This is a genomic window from Pseudomonas sp. SJZ103 (genome assembly GCF_007828335.1).
Lineage (GTDB): Bacteria > Pseudomonadota > Gammaproteobacteria > Pseudomonadales > Pseudomonadaceae > Aquipseudomonas.
Map to the genome: position 1 here is coordinate 559,403 of NZ_VIUN01000003.1, position 16,305 is coordinate 575,707.

At 62.8% G+C, this 16,305-nt stretch carries 13 protein-coding genes; all 13 read right to left on the minus strand.

From position 1 onward, the window contains the following. On the minus strand, positions 1-1,341 hold the full coding sequence (pgaC, locus tag FBY10_RS10630; protein WP_131700503.1) for a poly-beta-1,6-N-acetyl-D-glucosamine synthase: 1,341 nt from the start codon (positions 1,339-1,341) through the stop codon (positions 1-3). Positions 1,342-1,343: 2 nt separating this feature from the next. Beyond that, positions 1,344-3,347 (minus strand): poly-beta-1,6-N-acetyl-D-glucosamine N-deacetylase PgaB, encoded by a 2,004-nt coding sequence (gene pgaB / locus FBY10_RS10635; protein WP_131700502.1) that lies wholly within the window; start codon positions 3,345-3,347, stop codon positions 1,344-1,346. 12 nt (positions 3,348-3,359) lie between these two features. Then, positions 3,360-5,840 (minus strand): poly-beta-1,6 N-acetyl-D-glucosamine export porin PgaA, encoded by a 2,481-nt coding sequence (gene pgaA / locus FBY10_RS10640; protein ID WP_145335709.1) that lies wholly within the window; start codon positions 5,838-5,840, stop codon positions 3,360-3,362. Positions 5,841-6,278: 438 nt separating this feature from the next. Then, positions 6,279-7,775 (minus strand): YdgA family protein, encoded by a 1,497-nt coding sequence (locus FBY10_RS10645; protein WP_145335707.1) that lies wholly within the window; start codon positions 7,773-7,775, stop codon positions 6,279-6,281. A gap of 149 nt (positions 7,776-7,924) precedes the next feature. Continuing rightward, on the minus strand, positions 7,925-8,557 hold the full coding sequence (locus tag FBY10_RS10650; RefSeq protein WP_131700499.1) for an NADH:ubiquinone oxidoreductase subunit N: 633 nt from the start codon (positions 8,555-8,557) through the stop codon (positions 7,925-7,927). 95 nt (positions 8,558-8,652) lie between these two features. Continuing rightward, positions 8,653-10,095, minus strand: a complete 1,443-nt coding sequence (locus FBY10_RS10655) for an efflux transporter outer membrane subunit (RefSeq protein ID WP_145335705.1) — start codon at positions 10,093-10,095, stop codon at positions 8,653-8,655. Further along, a complete protein-coding gene (locus FBY10_RS10660) occupies positions 10,092-10,982 on the minus strand; it encodes an efflux RND transporter periplasmic adaptor subunit (RefSeq protein ID WP_090401202.1) in 891 nt (296 codons plus the stop codon). The genes FBY10_RS10655 and FBY10_RS10660 overlap by 4 nt, the downstream gene beginning before the upstream one ends. Then, a complete protein-coding gene (locus FBY10_RS10665; protein WP_012721577.1) occupies positions 10,979-11,188 on the minus strand; it encodes a DUF1656 domain-containing protein in 210 nt (69 codons plus the stop codon). The genes FBY10_RS10660 and FBY10_RS10665 overlap by 4 nt, the downstream gene beginning before the upstream one ends. Further along, positions 11,185-13,263 (minus strand): FUSC family protein, encoded by a 2,079-nt coding sequence (locus FBY10_RS10670; protein ID WP_145335703.1) that lies wholly within the window; start codon positions 13,261-13,263, stop codon positions 11,185-11,187. The genes FBY10_RS10665 and FBY10_RS10670 overlap by 4 nt, the downstream gene beginning before the upstream one ends. Next, positions 13,260-13,670, minus strand: a complete 411-nt coding sequence (locus tag FBY10_RS10675) for a MarR family winged helix-turn-helix transcriptional regulator (protein WP_145335701.1) — start codon at positions 13,668-13,670, stop codon at positions 13,260-13,262. The genes FBY10_RS10670 and FBY10_RS10675 overlap by 4 nt, the downstream gene beginning before the upstream one ends. A gap of 239 nt (positions 13,671-13,909) precedes the next feature. Then, complete coding sequence (locus tag FBY10_RS10680) at positions 13,910-14,155, minus strand: DUF2789 domain-containing protein (protein ID WP_145335699.1); 246 nt, start codon at positions 14,153-14,155, stop codon at positions 13,910-13,912. Between the two features lie 9 nt (positions 14,156-14,164). Next, on the minus strand, positions 14,165-14,776 hold the full coding sequence (gene cysC / locus FBY10_RS10685) for an adenylyl-sulfate kinase (protein WP_131700494.1): 612 nt from the start codon (positions 14,774-14,776) through the stop codon (positions 14,165-14,167). Further along, positions 14,760-16,274 carry a TolC family protein gene (locus FBY10_RS10690; RefSeq protein ID WP_131700493.1) on the minus strand — a complete coding sequence of 505 codons (1,515 nt, stop codon included), beginning with the start codon at positions 16,272-16,274 and terminating at the stop codon, positions 14,760-14,762. Before FBY10_RS10690 ends, cysC begins: the two co-directional genes overlap by 17 nt. Positions 16,275-16,305 lie beyond the last annotated feature (31 nt).

Below are 16,305 nucleotides of genomic sequence, written 5' to 3' on the forward strand. Positions count from 1 at the left end.
TCACGCCTCCTCTTCAACAGGTTTGATACCGCGATCCGGGCTGACCCAGCGCGCGCGCTTCTGGTGCTGGTTGAACAGCACCTTGGGGAAACTGACCAGGGTGGTGAACAGGCTGACCAGCCAGAACACCATCGGGTACCACACAGTCCAGAACAGGGTTTTCCACAGGTCTTTCTCGTAGCGACGGTCGATCAGGATGCTCACCGCAAACTGCACCAGGCACACCATCGCCAGCACCAGGCCGGTAAAGGCCGGCGGGACCAGGGAGTCCACGGTGATCGCCGGTGGCAGCACAATGAATTTGCCCAGGCCCCAGAAAATCACCGAGAGCAGGAAGGTGAAGGCCCAACCGGTGGACAGGCAGTATTCGAACATCAGCGGCCACAGGTAGCGATGGCGCCACTGCCAGATACCCCGGATGTTTTTGAACAACACTTCAGCACCGCCCTGGGCCCAGCGCAGGCGCTGTTTCCACAGGCCGCCGACGGTCTCGGGCATCAGGATCCAGCACAGTGCACGCGGCTCGTAGAAAATGCTCCAGTGGTCGAGCTGCAGCTTCCAACTGACATCGATGTCCTCGGTGATCATGTCGGTGCTCCAGTAGTCGATACGGTCCAGCGCCTTTTTACGGAACGCCACCACCACACCCGAGACCGTGAAGATCCGCCCGAATACGCGCTGGGTGCGCTTGATCAAGCCGATGATCGAGGAGAACTCGCCCACCTGCACGCGGCCGATCAAGGTCGAACGTGTGCGGATGCGTGGGTTGCCGGTCACGGCACCCAGGCGCGGGTTGTCGAGCATCGGCGCGACCATGTAGGCCGCCGCGTTTTTATCCAACAACGCATCGCCGTCGATGCACACCAGGTATTCGCTGCGCGAGGCCACCGCGCCCATGCGCAGGGCCACGGCCTTGCCCTGGTTCTGCGCCAAGTGCAGCACCCGCAGGCGTGGATGCTCCAGCGCCAGGGCATCGAGGACGGCGGCGGTGTTGTCCTTGGAACCGTCGTTGACCGCGATCACTTCGATGTTCGGGTACAGCTGGCCCAGCGCCGCATGGATGGTGTCGGCGGCGTTATCCCCTTCGTTGTAGCAAGGGATGATGATCGAGATCAGCGGGTTGCCGGCCAGGGTTGGCGCCGGGGTGTCTTCTTCCCAGGGCCAGTGGCGCTCCCAGTGCAGCCAGAAGTACAGCCCGCCGGCGATCCACAACGCCGACATGAACAGCGGATAGAAGAACACGAAGTCCATCAGGAACTGCCCGGTGACCAGAAAGATCAGGCCCAGGGGCACACCCAATACCAGCGCGAGTACGAATATAGCCAGGATTCTGTCGAACATGGTCAAGGGTTCCATTGATTGGAAAGGGCCGGACGCACTGTCTTCAAGTCCGGGGAGTTTTCCAGGAAGTTGTCCGGGTAGTAGCCAAAACTCGTGACACCCTGGCGCTTGAGCACATTCATCCATTCGGCCAATTGCGTACCGCTGATATCGGGTGCGGCCTTGGTGCGCCAGTCCTTGGCTTGCAGCTCAAATACGGTTTTCTCCAGTGCGCCGGGGCGCGCCTTGACCGTCGCCACCAGTTTTTCCAGCCAGGCATTGGAGTTCTCGAGTGTCTCGCCTTCCATCAGCGGCATCGCCATCGGCGCAGTCCAGTCGTAGGTCTGGAGGAAATCGTCGAGGTTCTGTGCGAACCAGGCTTCGCTGCCGGGGTTGAGCATCGGCTCGGCGAAGAGATTGCGCGCGGTTTGTATCTGCGGACCACGGATGGCGCGGAACTTGGCGGTCAATTCGTTGGTGAAGTCGATCAGGTAGCGACTCTTGAAACGGGTCCAGCGTTGCATGATGGCCGGATCGGCGCGCAGCGCAGCGATGCTGTTGGGCAGGCCATTGGCGGCATAGGCCTTGAGCGCTGCGGGGCTGGCGTCTTCGAAATCGCTGAGCAGCGCGTCATCGTGGTACAGCACGCCATCGATGGCACTGTTGCCGGTGCTCGCCAGGTCTTGGTAAATCTCGCCGATCATCTGCCGCACTTTCGGATCGAACGGCGACAAGCGCTGGTATTGGTCGGGATCAGGGCCGACCTTACCGGTTTCCGGATCCCAGCGTGTGACGCGTGGCAGTTTGGGATCAAGGTCGAAACTCAGTACTGGCATCCAGGCAAACACGCTGGCCCGGGCACGGGTGTGCAACTGCCAGGCGACACGGTTGAACAAGTCGGCCCGCATCGGCAGGTGCCGGTTGGGGAAGTACAGCGAACGTACCAGGCCGTCACCTTTGGGGTCGGCGTAGGCTTGCAGGAACACGGTCACGGAGCCCATATCCACCACACGCTGCACCAGCACGTCGAGGTTATGCGCCTGTTGCACCGGATCGGGGTCGTAGACGTGATCCAGATCCACATGCAGTACGCGCAGCGGGGCCTTGGTCTGCACCGAGACAATGCTGCTCGCGAAGTGCTCGCCGTCCGGGTCGGAATCCACCAGGAAGCGCGGGCTGTTCATCAGTTTTTTCGAGTCGTCGAGGCCGTCGTCCAGGGTCAGCGCCATCTCATAGCCGTGCTCACCCACCACCGCCAGCGAGGTGCCGTCGGCAGCGCCATACGGCCATACCCATACCCGAGGCGCCTTGCCGGTGACCGTACGGATTTTGTTGGAAATCGCGACCACGTCGGCACGCATCCGTGCCTGGAACTGTGCCTCGGTTTCGTAGCGATTGGTCGCCGGATCAAAGCGCCGTGTGGTGGCGGCGGGCTCCAGGTTGCCCTGGGGGTTGGCCAGGATGCCTTTGTGATTGGCATCGGTGTGGGCAGCGATTTCCACCAGGCCGGACTGGGACACTTCGCGAATCTGCTGCCAGGTCAGAAAGTCGCCACGGGGCCGGGGCGTACCGGCGAAATCCACCGGTTGGTTGAGCGGTGTATCGATCCAGCTACCCACTGGCGCCAGCAGCGCCGGCCAGTGATACGCCCGCAGAATCGGCATCACGCGGGTATAGAAGCTCGAATAACCGTCGTCGAAGCTCAGCATGACGGCTTTGGGCGGCAGTGTCGGCCCGCCCCGGCGAGCGGCAAGGACCTGGTCCACACTGACCGCCTGGTACCCATTCTCCCGTAGCCAGGCCAACTGCTCGATCAAGCGTTCGGTGCGCACGGCCACCACTGCCTGGTCGGGATCGTTGTCCTCGACATCGTGGTAGGCAATGCCCAAAAAGTGGTTCTTCGGCCACGGCGCTTCGGCGGCCAGGATCGGCCGCTCGGCGGGCGGGGTGAATGGCGCGGGTTGCTGGGCGCAGGCGGCGGCCAGCAATACACCCAGGACCAACAAGCAACGGCTGAGGAGGGTCATGGTCAGGCTCTTCTAGAAACGGTAAGTGAGGTCGACGAGCAGGCGCAGATCGCGTTCGCGCTCACCGTCATAAGGTCGGCTGACCAGGCTCAGGTTGGCGCCGGCTTCCAGCACGTCGTTCCAGCGAAAGCGTTGGCCATAGCCGATCAGGCCGACACCGCCGGTGGAATAATCTCGCTGGCTGTAGGTGCCCGCACCGACCTGGAACTGCTGACTCCACTGGGTCTCGTAGCGGTTATAGAGCACATGGTTGACGGTGACGGTGGGCAACACGCCGAAGTCCGACTTGGGGTTGAAGTACAACGTATCTTCCTTGCTGTTGCGGCTGGCGCTGACGTCCAGGCCTAACTCCACTTGCACCTTGGGCGAGCTGTAGACACCCTCGCGGCCGGTGAGCAAGGCTTCGGCCCGGTCGTTGCCATCGCTGAAATGGGACGGGCTGACTGTGAGTTTCCACTCCCGGCTCTCATTGGCGCGCCAGCGGATAAAACCACTGCCGCCGTTGGCCGTGACGTCGGTATTAAGCGCCCGCAACGGAGTAGTGGCCGAGAGGTAATCCAGGCTGCCGCCGTATTGCCAGTGGTCGTTGATGTCCCGGGCAATCGACAGCCGCGCGCCTTGTTTGGAACCAAAGCCGTAGGAATGGTTGGAGACCTCGGCTTCGAGGGTCATGTCACGGGTACGCCGCTCCACGCCGACGCGTTGCCAACGATGATGACCAGTGCCTTCGGCAAAGTCGGCGGTGCCATAACCGACACCGGCGAACAGGCGCCAGTCTTCGTCGATGGGCGGGGTGTAGATCACGGTTTCAATGCCCCAGTCACTGCTGCCGGACACCGCACCGGCTTCCTGGTCGTTGCCGCCCCCGAAGCTTTTACCGGTGTAGGCCTCCACGCGGACTTCAGCCATGTCGTGCACATCGCGCAGGCGTTTGAGGCGCTGTACCTGGCGATTTTCCGGCGCGCGGGCGACGACATCGTCGGTGAGCAGGTCGAGTTGGCGCCACTCCTGCAAATCCAACGCCGTGAAGCCTTGGGACATTTCCACGCCGATGTCGCGCGGGCTCTGGTTTTCGGTTTCCTTGAGTGAATCTTCGGCGCGCCTCGGCCAGTCACGGGCACGGTACATCTCGGCCTGGGCCAGACGTACGCCGATGCTGCCGGGGGCTTTATTGCCCAGGGCCTCCAGGCTTTCTTCGCTGGCGTTGAGGTCAGCGCCATACGTACCGGCCTGGGCTGCCAGCTGCTGGGCGTCCATCCATTCATCGTTAGGGTTGCCGATGGGCAGGCCCTTGAGTTCAACCCGGGGCTTCTCGGTGCTGGCCAGGTTATTGGCGACTGCCCGCGCCTCTTCCACCTGGTCGCTTTCCAACAAGGCGTAGAACAGGGCGCTGCTGTCTTTAACATGATCACCTACGTCTGCGTCCGGAGCGGTCACCGCCTGGCGATACAGCGGCGCAGCCTTTTCTGGCTGGCGCTGGTCGAGGTAGGCCGCTGCGACCCAACGCACGGCGTACGTCGGCAGCTGCACACCTTGGGCCGTAAGGGCTTCGTACTCGCTGATCACTTCGGCAGTGCGTGCCCGTGCCTTGAGCGCACCCAGGCGGTCGATGCGCCAGCGCACCACATCGTCATGGGCGCTGGCGTCAGGCGTCCAGCGGGCGAGCAGTTTGTCGTAATCCGCCAGGGCGCGGTCGGCAATCACGTAGCGTTCTTTTTCGGTGCGCGTGGCGAACTCGGCCATGCGCACCCGTTCGGCGGCGAGGTCACCTTCCAGGCGGCGCTGGGTCACCGCGTCCACCAGGCCCGGACGCTGGGCGGACAGGCGCAACGCCGCTTCCGGCAGACGAGCCTTTTGCAGGGCGACGATGTATTCGCGAGCGACTTCAGGCTTGTCGCCAGCGCGGATAAACGCCTGGTCGAATTCAAACAGCGCGTCGTAGTCCAAGCCGGCACGGGTCAGCGCGTACCCCAGGGCCATGCGCCGGTTAGGGTCATCGGGCTTGGCGGCGACCAATGCGCGGGTGCGTTTTAGCGCTTCGTCAGCCTTGCCGCCGTCGGCCTGGGTCAGGGCCAGGCCCAATTGCAGGTCAACGTTATTCGGCTCACGCAGCAACGCCTGGCGATAGACCGCCTCGGCCTGGGACCATTGCTGCTGGTTGCGATAGGTACGCGCGACGGTGGCAAGCGCCTGGGTGCTGAGGTTGCGATGTTTGCCCTGGGCCTCGTACACCTTCAACACTTCGGCATCCTGGCCGGCCCAACCGGCGATCACCACATGATCGCTGACCTGGCCTGGCGTCTGGCGTTCGGCAGACAACTGGCGCAATTGGGTCAGGGCGGGGGTGAAGTTGCCGTTGCGCGCCTGAATAATCAGCGCGTCATAGGCCGGATCGGCCATGGCGAAGGCAGGCATCAGTAATTGGCTGCATAAGGCTGCCCCGACGAGCAGTCGCAACCGGCCTGATGCACTGAGTGGTAGGTTTCGCAACATATCGTGAGCTTCCTTACACACGGAAAGCTGTAACGATAAGTAGTCCTGAGCGAGTTGCCGCAGGGTGCCGGCGTCTAATGACCCGGCCTAGCTTTCCTGTGCGAACTATCTCTCAGGAAAGTAGGAAGAAGACCAATTCAGAACAATTGTTCAGAATTGCGCGGCCCGCCTGAAATGTGAATGTGGGAGCGGACTTGCCTGCGATAACGGGGTGCCAGCCTTGTGGCGAGCGGGCTTGTCCCGCGTTGGGCTGCGCAGCAGCCCCAAAACCAGGCGAGGAGTGCTTGATATAGCGCATTCGCCTTCATCAGGGGCGCTTCGCACCCCAACGCGGGACAAGCCCGCTCGCCACAGAGACCCAGTTTGCTGTGCGACAGCGCTAGGTCGCAAAGGTAGTGGGGCCTCCCACATTATTTACTTCGGGGCGATGGCGAAATATTACTGAGCGCCGCTGACCGCGCCGAACTTGGCCATCACAAACCCAATGAACTGCTCGACGGTCATTTTCTGGCCGTTGAAGGTCACTTCATTGTTGGCGTAGTGCAGCTTGGACACCACATCGCTGCCGACCAGGGTCGCCAACTGAGTGCCGACCGCCATGCCGCTGACCATCTCGGCGGCCATTTGGGACTGCTGTTCGATGGCTTTCGGGTCGCTCACGCCACCGAGTTGCGCTTGCAGGGCGGCGACGTCACCTATCATCGGCTTGGACAGCGTCAGGTTGGCGTCCAGCAATGCAATCATCTGCTTGCCCAGTTCAACCGGCGGCAGCTCCATGGACGCCGGCTTGGCCAGGTCCACCAGCAGGTTGAACTTGCTTTCGCCATGGGTGGTTTTCAGGGACAGGTTTTCCACCGCCAGTTGCGGCTTGGCGGCCAGTACCTGGTTGACGTTCGCTTCGGCAAGGGCCTGCTCGGCTTCGTTCAGTTGCAGCTCAGGTGCAGGCTCGCCCGCTGCGGCGGCGGCTTGCACCGGCTGCATCTTGTCCTGGTAAAGCTTGGTCAGCACCAGCATGGCCGGGATGTCGACATTCTTCATGCTCAGGGCCATGGCCGCCGAACCCACGGGTTTGCCTTGGTAACCGATCTCGTCGATCTTGTAGTCGACACGGCCGGCCAGGTTGTTGTCCTTGGTTTCGCTGGAGTCTTTCTGCTCGAAGCCTTTGACGGTCAACACGGCTTTCTGCGGGCCGAAGGTGAACTTGCTGTCGGTCAGCTCAACGGTGTTTTGCCCGGTGTAGAAGCCAAAGGTGGATTTTTCCAGGTTGCTGGCGATGGTCAGGCCAGACAATTCAGCTTCGAAGTGTTCGCCCTTGCCATCCAGCCCGGCGATCTTGAAGCTGTTCATGAAGCCGTCAGCCTTGACCTTCTGGCCTTCGGCGGTGCTGTCGAAATTCAGGTTGGCGCCAGAGAAGCTCGCCGACGCTGCGGCGTCCTTGAACTCCAGGGGCAGCAATTCGATGTTGCCGTTGACCGAACGGCTATAGCCGATATTGGCCACGCCCTTGAGCGGCGATACGTCTTTGGCGGCGGCGAACCACTTCTCGGTGGTGGCGTTCTTTTCCAGTTCGTAGTGACTGGTGGCCATGACCGGCAGCCATTTGAGCGTCACCAGACGCGAGAACGGCAGCGGGCCGTGTTCGATATGGTCGACGAACAGCAGTTCCGGATTAGGGTTTTCTTCGCCGAAGACCGAACCCTGGCCTTTCAAGCGGTAATGGGCGGTGCTGCTGAATACGCCACGCTCCAGGGACACCAGCTCCAGGGCCACGGTGCCATCGACGCCGGCCATGGACGTCTGCAGTTCCTTGTTGGCGTTCTGGATCGCGGTTTGCAGCACCGGCTCCAGCTGTTTACCGGTGTACCAGGCGCCGCCTGCACTGACGACGCCTACGGCGACAACAAAACCCAAAAGAACGACTGCTGGCTTATTCATGAAGTGACCTGATCAAATCCTGTGAGAAGTGGGCTGTCTTCCTTGAACCCTGTTGGGGTTGGCTCAAGCCCGCCGAAAACGGGGAGAAGATTAGCACTGGCAGCCGCGAACGGCCCAGCTTTCTCAGAGGGGTCAGGCGTGCAGTTGGTTCACGAATACTCCAATTCGATCTCGTCGAGTTGGTGGTCGAAACTCTTCAGGCGTGCCGTCCAGGTGTATACCAGCACCTCAAACTCGCGGTGTATGACCGCATTGCCGGGGGTGTCGGACTTGGGGTCGCAGAAGTCCAGTTGGTAGCGCTCACGGGCCATCTGCGTGGCAACGTCGGACAATTCCCGCGCGTTATTGAGCCAATGCCGGCCCTCGGCGACCTGCCGATCCAGCAATACACACTGTTTTTTCAGGACTTCGAGGCTTTTTTCCAGGGGCGTGCCGGTAAGGTCGCCCATGACCTCCTGGAAGGTGCGCCCAGGCTGCCAATAGCTGCCCCAGAAATAGCGGTCGAACACGGTTTCGACCCGGCGCAGCGCGACCTTGGTGTCCCAGATCGCTACGCGGGTCTTGCCTTGTTCCAGGAGTTTTTTCTTGACCCGTTGATTTTGGTAAGAGGCCCAGGCGACGACGCCGATGGACAGGGTGCCGATCACCAGGCAGGCGCTGTCGAGAAACACCATGGCCTTGTCGAGTTGATGGGCGAGCATGACGCCGTAGAAATACGCGGCCGATAACAACACCAGTGCGAAGAGCACGCACCAGAAAGCGGGAGCATAAGGGTTTTTCATTATTGGAATCCCCATGAGCAAACGCGAGCAGTGTCAGGGGAGCACCTGCCCGTCAAACCGCAGTGCGCTCCACCTGACAAAGCATAGTCATTCGCTCAGGGTTTGCCGGGCTGTGACGCTTGCGTTCGTCCGCTTTCCCAGCCGCCGCCCAGGGCCAGGAACAGATCGATCTGGCTCATGGCAACCTGAGTGTTTGCCGCCGCCAGCTGCGCACGCATCGCGGTGTAGGTGCGGGTGGCTTGCAGGTCGGCGAGAAACGATTCGCGGCCGGCCTGGAAGAACCGGTGGGTCTGGTCCGCAGCCTCTTGGGCCGAGTGCTCGGCGTCCGCCAGCGCCTCGCGCCGTTGCAACACGGCGGTGTATTGCGCCAGGCCGGTCTGGGTTTCGCGGATGGCGTTGAGGACCACGCCGTCGAAATGCGCCAGGGCGCCCTGGGTCGCGGCTTCGGCTTCGTGGATGCGCGCACGGGCGCCGTTGGTCGGCACCGTCCAGCTGATCATCGGGCCGAAGCCCCAGCGGTTGGTCGCCGGCTGGCCGAGGTTGTCGAGCAGGCCCACGGTGCCCACCGTGGCGCCGATGGCGATGTCCGGGTACAAGGCGCCGGTGGCCACACCGATACGTGCGGTGGCGGCGGCCAGTTGGCGCTCGGCCTGGCGCACGTCGGGGCGACGCTTGAGCAGTGCCGCACCGTCGCCCACCGGCAACAATTGGGCGATGTGCGGCAGCTCGGCGCAGGTGCCGGTGCCCGCCGGCAGTTGGTCCACTGGCTTGGCCAGCAGCATCGACAGGCGGAACAGCCCGGCCTGGCGCGCCGCTTCATAGCGCGGCATGTCGGCGCGCAAGGATTTGTATTGGGTTTGCGAGCGGGTGACCTGGGTTTCATCACCACGGCCCGCGTCACGCAGGCGTTGGGTCAGTTTGGTGCTCTGGGCTTGCAGGTCGAGGGACTCGTTGGCAATCGCCAGTTCTTCGTTGGCCGCGCACACCTGGGTGTAGGAGCGCACCACATCGGCCACCAGGGTGATGCGCGCGATATCGGCGGCGGCCTGGGCCGCATCGGCGCTGGCCTGGGCGCTTTCGATGCCACGTTGCAAGGTGCCGAACAGGTCGAATTGATACGAGGTGGTAATGCCCACGCTGCCGATGTTGTCCACCGGCACTTTGTCCGCCTGCAAAAACGCTTCGCCGGATTCCTGCAGGCGCTGCACCTCGGCCTTGGCGCCGGCACTCCAGCCGCCGGCAGATTCAGCTTGTTGGGTCTGATAACGCGCGCGCTGCAAGTTGGCAGCGGCCACGCGCAGGTCGGTGTTGGAGGCCATGGCCTGGCGCACCAACTCGTCCAGGCGCGGGTCTTTGTAGAGCTTCCACCAGTCGGCCGGCACTGGCGCCGACACCACGTTGTTGCCCTCGCCCGCCAGTTGCCCTTGCAGGTCAGCGCGGTTGACGGCAGACGTTGGCGGCAGCTTGTAATCCGGCCCCACCACTTGGCAGGCCGACAGCAACAACCCCAGCGCAGCGGTTGCCCAAAGCTGCTTCATGGCTTGGCTCCCTCGTTGGGTTTGTCGCCAATGATCGACACGGTCGCCGTACGCCCGGCGATCATGCGGAAGTCCGCCGGTACATCGTCAAAGGCGATGCGCACCGGAATCCGCTGGGCCAGGCGCACCCAGCTGAACGCTGGGTTGACGTTGGGCAGCAGGTTCGAGCCGCTGCTGCGGTCGCGGTCTTCGATACCGGCGACGATGCTCTGCACATGGCCGTGCAGACGGGCGTTGTCGCCGATCACACGGATGTCGACGCCCATGCCGACGTGGATGCCGTCGAGTTTGGTCTCTTCGAAGTAGCCGTCGATATGGAAGGAATTGCTGTCCACCACCGACAGCACCGGCCGCCCGGCGGTGACGAATTCCTGGGTACGCGGCGCGCGGTCGTTGACGTAGCCGTCCACCGGGCTGCGGATGACGGAGCGATCGAGGTTGAGTTGGGCCGAATCCACCGTCACTTGCGCTTCGGCCAGGGCCGACTGGGCGCGGGCAACGCGGGACTGGCTTTCTTCCAGTTGCTCGCTGGGCACCAGGTTGCCGAGGCCACGGTTACGCTTGTACTCGCGCTGGGCCTGGGCCAGGGTTTCCTGGCGGTCGGCCACGGCGGCCTGGGCTTGGCGCAGGGCCAGCTTGAAGCGGTCCTGGTCCACGGCAAACAGTACCTGCCCCTTGGTCACCAGTTGGTTGTCGCGTACATCGACGCGCTGGATCAGCCCGGACACGTCGGGCGCGATCTGCACGATGTCGGCACGGATGTGGCCGTCACGGGTCCAGGGGGCAAACATGTAGTACATGACCATGCGCCACACAACGACGACCGCGAAGCTCACGATCAACAACGTCAGGACTACACGGCCGATGGTCAAAAAAGGTTTTTTCATGTCATCAGGTATCGACTGAGTGAGTCCACCGCGCCCAGCAACAGCGCGTAGAGCCCCACATTGAACAATGCCCGGTGCCAGACCAGGCGATAGAAGTGGACGCGGGTCAACAGCCCGTGAACCACCAGGAATAACACGTACGTAATGCCCATCAGCACCAGCAGCGTGGGCAGGAACACCCCGCTGATGTCCAGGTCACCGATCATAAAGGCGCTCCATCGGGTAGCGGCGCTTCCATCTCCGTGCCGCCAATGAATTCCACACCCGGCAACAAGGCCAGGCGAAGGCCGGCCAGCGCGTGCAGCAGGTGCAGGCGGGTATCGTCTTCGTCTTGCAGGCCCTGGCCGTTGAGGGCGCGGCGCGTGCGGTCGAGGGTCATCAGCAGACCGCTGGGCGCGGGCAAGCGTTCACCCGCCTTGAGGCAGGCTTTGAAGTAACCGCCCACACCTTCCACCACTTGGTTGAGCAGCACCCGCGGTACGCCGAGGATGCGCGGCGAATAGGCCAGCAGGTCGAGCAGGTTGAGTGCCACGCGCAAGTCGCGCAGGGCGCTGCCGGTGTCCTGGTTGATCAACGCCAGGCGCGGCAGGTGCTGCATCAGGCGGTCGAGCATTTGCGCGGCCAGGTGCCGGTGTTCGTTCAGAGTAGCGGGCTCGGTCAGACCGACGATGTCGCGCCAGCTGAAACGGGTCAGGCGCTTGGCCGCCAGTTCGGCGCCGAAGGGCCGTGCGATCAACGTCCACACAAAGGCGAACAGCAGGCCCACGGGCCCGGCCAGGTTGACGTTGGCGAAGTTGAGGAAGTCTGCGTCGTAGGCGCCCTGGATGCTGATGAACGACGAGGTGTTCACCAGCGTCAGCAGCATGCCCAGGTAAAAACGTGGCTGCACGGTCAGCGTGCCGATGCAGATGAACGGCACCGCGAACGCCAGTACCAGCATCGGGAAATCATGCAGGTTGGGCAGGACCAGGAACAGATAGAGGCTGGCGAACAGCACCGACATGGCGGTCCAGAAAAAGAACCGATATATCTGCGGTGCCGGGTCGTCCATCGAGGCGAAAAAGCTGCAGGCCACCGCTGCCAGGATCACCGCGCTGCCGCCGTCGGTCCAGCCCAGCAGAATCCACAGTACCGAAGCGACGATGATCGCGGTGACGGTGGAAAACGCCGAGTAGAACATCAGGCCACGGTCGAGGAACGGCGTGAGCCGGCCCAGGCGCCAGTGGCGGTACACGGCACGCCAGGTGTCCTGGCTTTCGCACTGGATGGCGGCTTGCAGGCTGCGACAGTCTTGCCACAGGTCGATCCACTCACCGAGGCGGTAGAGGGCGTTGGAGAACAGCAGCGTGTGGCGGTCATCCAAAGCTTCGCCGTGGGGTTGCTGGGCGTCGACCTGGTCACGCAGGGCGCGCCAGCGTTCCAGCGGTGCGCTTTCGGTGGTGTTTTCCAGCCACTGCCGGATGGCTTCCAGCAGCGGCGTCAGTTGCTCTAGAAACTGCGGCGCACGCTGTTCGACGGCATACAGCGCATCGTCGAGTTCCTCCACCAACGGCAGCAGGTGGATCATGCGCCCGCGCAATTCCTTGGTATTGCGCACCGTCTGCGGCCGCGCGCCTTCGTGGGGCAGCTGGCCGATCATCAATTCAAGGGTATTGAAGGTGGCAACCATGCCGCCGCGCAGGGTGCTGACTTCTTCCGGCTGCACATTGCGGGTGAGAAAGCGCTGGCTGTAGACCTGGGCGTCGCTGAACCACTTGGCCACCGCGCCATCGAACACCGGCATCAGCCGCCATGGCCAGAACATCGCGCCCACCACCGCTGCGACCGCAATGCCGAGGAAGATTTCTTCTGTGCGCGCCTCGGCCACATCCCACACCGCCAGCGGGTTATCCACCACCGGCAGGGCGATCAGCGGCAAGGTGTAGCCGGCGAGCATCAAGGCATAGTTGTTGGCGGTGCGCAGGTGCATGGAGAGGAACAGCAAGGTGCCCGTCCACAGTGCGATCACCACCACCAGGATGTACGGCGATTGCACAAACATCGGCACAAAAAACACCGCCGCCGCCGCCCCCATCAAGGTGCCGATGGCGCGGTACAACGCCTTGGAACTGGTAGGACCGACAAACGGGCTGGAGACGATATACACCGTAGCCATCGCCCAGTACGGACGCGGCATTTGCATCAGCATGGCGATGTACAACGCGATCATCGACGCGGCGAAGGTACGAACCCCATAGAACCAGTCACGGGCGGGCGGAAAACCGGTAAAAAATCCGTTCAAAGCGTCGCCGCCTCAAAGGCCCGCAGTACGCGCAGTGCGGCTTCCATATCGGCGGTCGGAAGGTCCGCCAGCACTTCGCGGCGCAGGCGCACCAATTGCACCTCCACCGCCTGCACCAACTGGCGACCACGCTCGGTCAGGCTCAGGGCCTTGGCGCGGCGGTCGTGGATGTCTTCGGTACGGCACACATAGCCGTCATGGCACAGCCGGTCGAGCAGACGCACCAGCGACGGGCTTTCCATCCCCGACGCCTGGGCCACTTTGACCTGATGCACCCCGTCGCCCAGGCGGCCGATCATCAACAGCGGCACGGCGCAGGCTTCGGAGATGCCATAGCTGACCAGCGTGCTCTGGCAGATTTTGCGCCAGTTACGGGCGCCTACCACCATGCTGCTGCTGAGGTTCATCTGGAGTTGTTCGAGGGATTGAGGCACTGGATAGTTCGCATACAGTTAGTTTGCTAACTATCAATATGAAGAAAGGCGCTAGATGCGTCAAGTTTTGAAACAATTTAGCGATGGGTGGAGCGATTCAGTGGCAACACCGCTGGACGAATGTGGGAGGGGGCTTGCTCCCGATAGCGGAGTGTCAGTGAACAGATTCGTTAGATGATCCACCACCATCGGGGGCAAGCCCCCTCCCACATTTACACCCCTCGCCCACCCCGCAATATCAGATTCAACTCATCCACCACTTCCGCCCAATCCGCATCGTCCAGAATTTCCTCGCGCAAAAACGCTTTCTGGCTCTCCGTCCAGAAAAACGCCTCTGCCAATTTCAGATCCGGCTTGAGTGGCGAGTGGGCGGTCACAAACTGATCAATACTGACCCGGTCATCCGGCAGCCCAAGCTGTTTGAACAGTGACGGCAAACTGTGCACGGGCGATTGCATGGCGGGCTCCTAAGAAGATGAATGCCCAGAGTCTAGTTCAGGCGCCAACCAGGCCAACAACCGCTCGACGCCCTGCTGTGCCGACAGCACGCCGGTATCCAGTTCCAGCGACGCGTGGGGCGGTGGCTCGTACGGCGAACCAATGCCGGTAAACCCCGGTAGTTCGCCCCGGCGTGCGCGGGCGTAATGACCTTTGGGGTCGCGACGCTCACAAACCGCCAGCGAAGCATTGCACCACACTTCCCGATAATCGGCGCCCAGGCGCTCGGCGAAGACCTCGCGCAATTGCACCAGGGGCGCAATCAGCGCCAGGATCACGATCTGCCCGTTGTCCACCAGCAACGCCGCGAGTTCGCTGGCGCGGCGGATGTTTTCCAGGCGGTCGCTCTCGGCAAAGCCCAGGTCTTTGTTGAGTCCCACGCGCAAGGCATCGCCGTCGAGCACGATGCTCTGGCGCCCTTGCTCGAAGAACGCGGCCTGCAGGCCCTGGGCCAGGGTCGACTTGCCCGAGGCGGGCAAGCCGGTGAGCAGGATCGCCACTGCGCGATGGCCATTGCGCGCCTCGCGTTGACGGCGCGTGATGCTCGCCGTCGGCGCCACCAGGTTATTGGGCGACGGCACGCGGCACCGGTGCGGCGATGTTGCCGGCGGCCCAGGCCGATTCACGGCTGGCCAGGGCGGTGGCGATGCTTTGCACGCGGTCGGAGTCCAGTTGCTCCGGCAGCGGGTCGAGCCCGGCGCTGGCGAAGATCTGGCCGTAGGCGTTGCGCAGGTCGGCGTAGGCCAGGTCACGGCGCAGGTCGGCTTGCAGGGTGTTGAGCTCGCCCTGGATCAGGTCGAGTTCGCCCAGGCCCGCCGCCTGGTGGCGGTTGCGCAGCTGGGTGAGGATCTGCCCGTCGATATTGGCCAGTTGTTCGTTGGTCTTGAACTGGCGCACGGCATCCTGGAAGTTGGCGTTGGCCACGTAGACCTGGGCCAGTACCGCGATGGACATGGCCTGGCGCCTTGCAGTGGCGACTTCTTCACCGGCCTTGGCGACGTCGATGGCGGCCGGGGCGGAGATCACGTTGAACAGGTTCCAGGTGATCTTGGCGCCGTAGTCGGCCCAGCGGTTGTCCACCAGGAACGAGTTGCTGTCGTAGTGGCCACCGGCGGAAAACTCCAGGCCGGGCAGCAGGCGCAGCATGGCTTTGCGGGTTTCGGCAGCACTGATGCGGGTCTGGTAGTCCTGCTCGCGCAATTCCGGGCGATTGGCCAGGGCTTCCTGTTCCAGGCTCGCCAGGTTGACCTTGAGTTGGGGCACCACGTAATCGTCCGGCGTGGCCAGTTTCAGGTCAGTGCCCATGGGCAGGTTGATCAAGGTTGCCAGTTCGGTCTTGGCCAGGGACAAGGCGCGGCGCTGTTCCTGCAACTGGCGTGTGGCCTCGATCAATGAGCGCTGGTAGCCAAGGGCCTGGACCGGGTCGCCGATGCGCTGCTCGCTCATGCTCTGGCTGTCGGTCTGGGCCTGGTCGACCCGCGCCATCAGGCTGTCGATCTGGGTCAGCAGACGCTCGGCCGCCACCGCTCGCCAATAGGCCGAGCGCACGTCCTGGACGATGGTGTTGATGACCTTGCGGCGACGCTCCTGGATGATCAGGCGCTGGTCGCCCTGCTGTTTGGCACTGATGTAGCTGACGCCGAAGTCGAGGACGTTCCACACCATGGTCAAGTCTGCCACACGACGGTCGCGGTCCTGAGAGGTCGAGGGTTCCAGGGACTGGGTACCGGTGAGCACGCTCTGGCTGCTGGAGGCGTTAGTATTGTTGCGCCCGGCGTAGCCGGCGGACAGCGCCATGCGCGGCAGCATGTCAAAGCTGGACAGGTCCGACTGGCGCTTGGCCAAGGCTTCTTCCATCACCTTCAAGCGGCCTTCGAGGTTGTATTTCACTGCGCGGGCCATGGCCTGGTGCAAGGTAAGCGGGCCGCTGAGGGGTTCCTGTCCCGTGTACATGCCTTGCAGATCATTGCGGGCGCGTTGCTCGCTGACACTGCGTTCAATCGGCTTACTGGTGACCGCGCAACCGCTGATCGCCAGCACCAGCAAGCTGGCGCCGAACACCTTATGACGTGTATTCATCCTTGTACTGCCCCTGTTCCTGCCTCGAAAT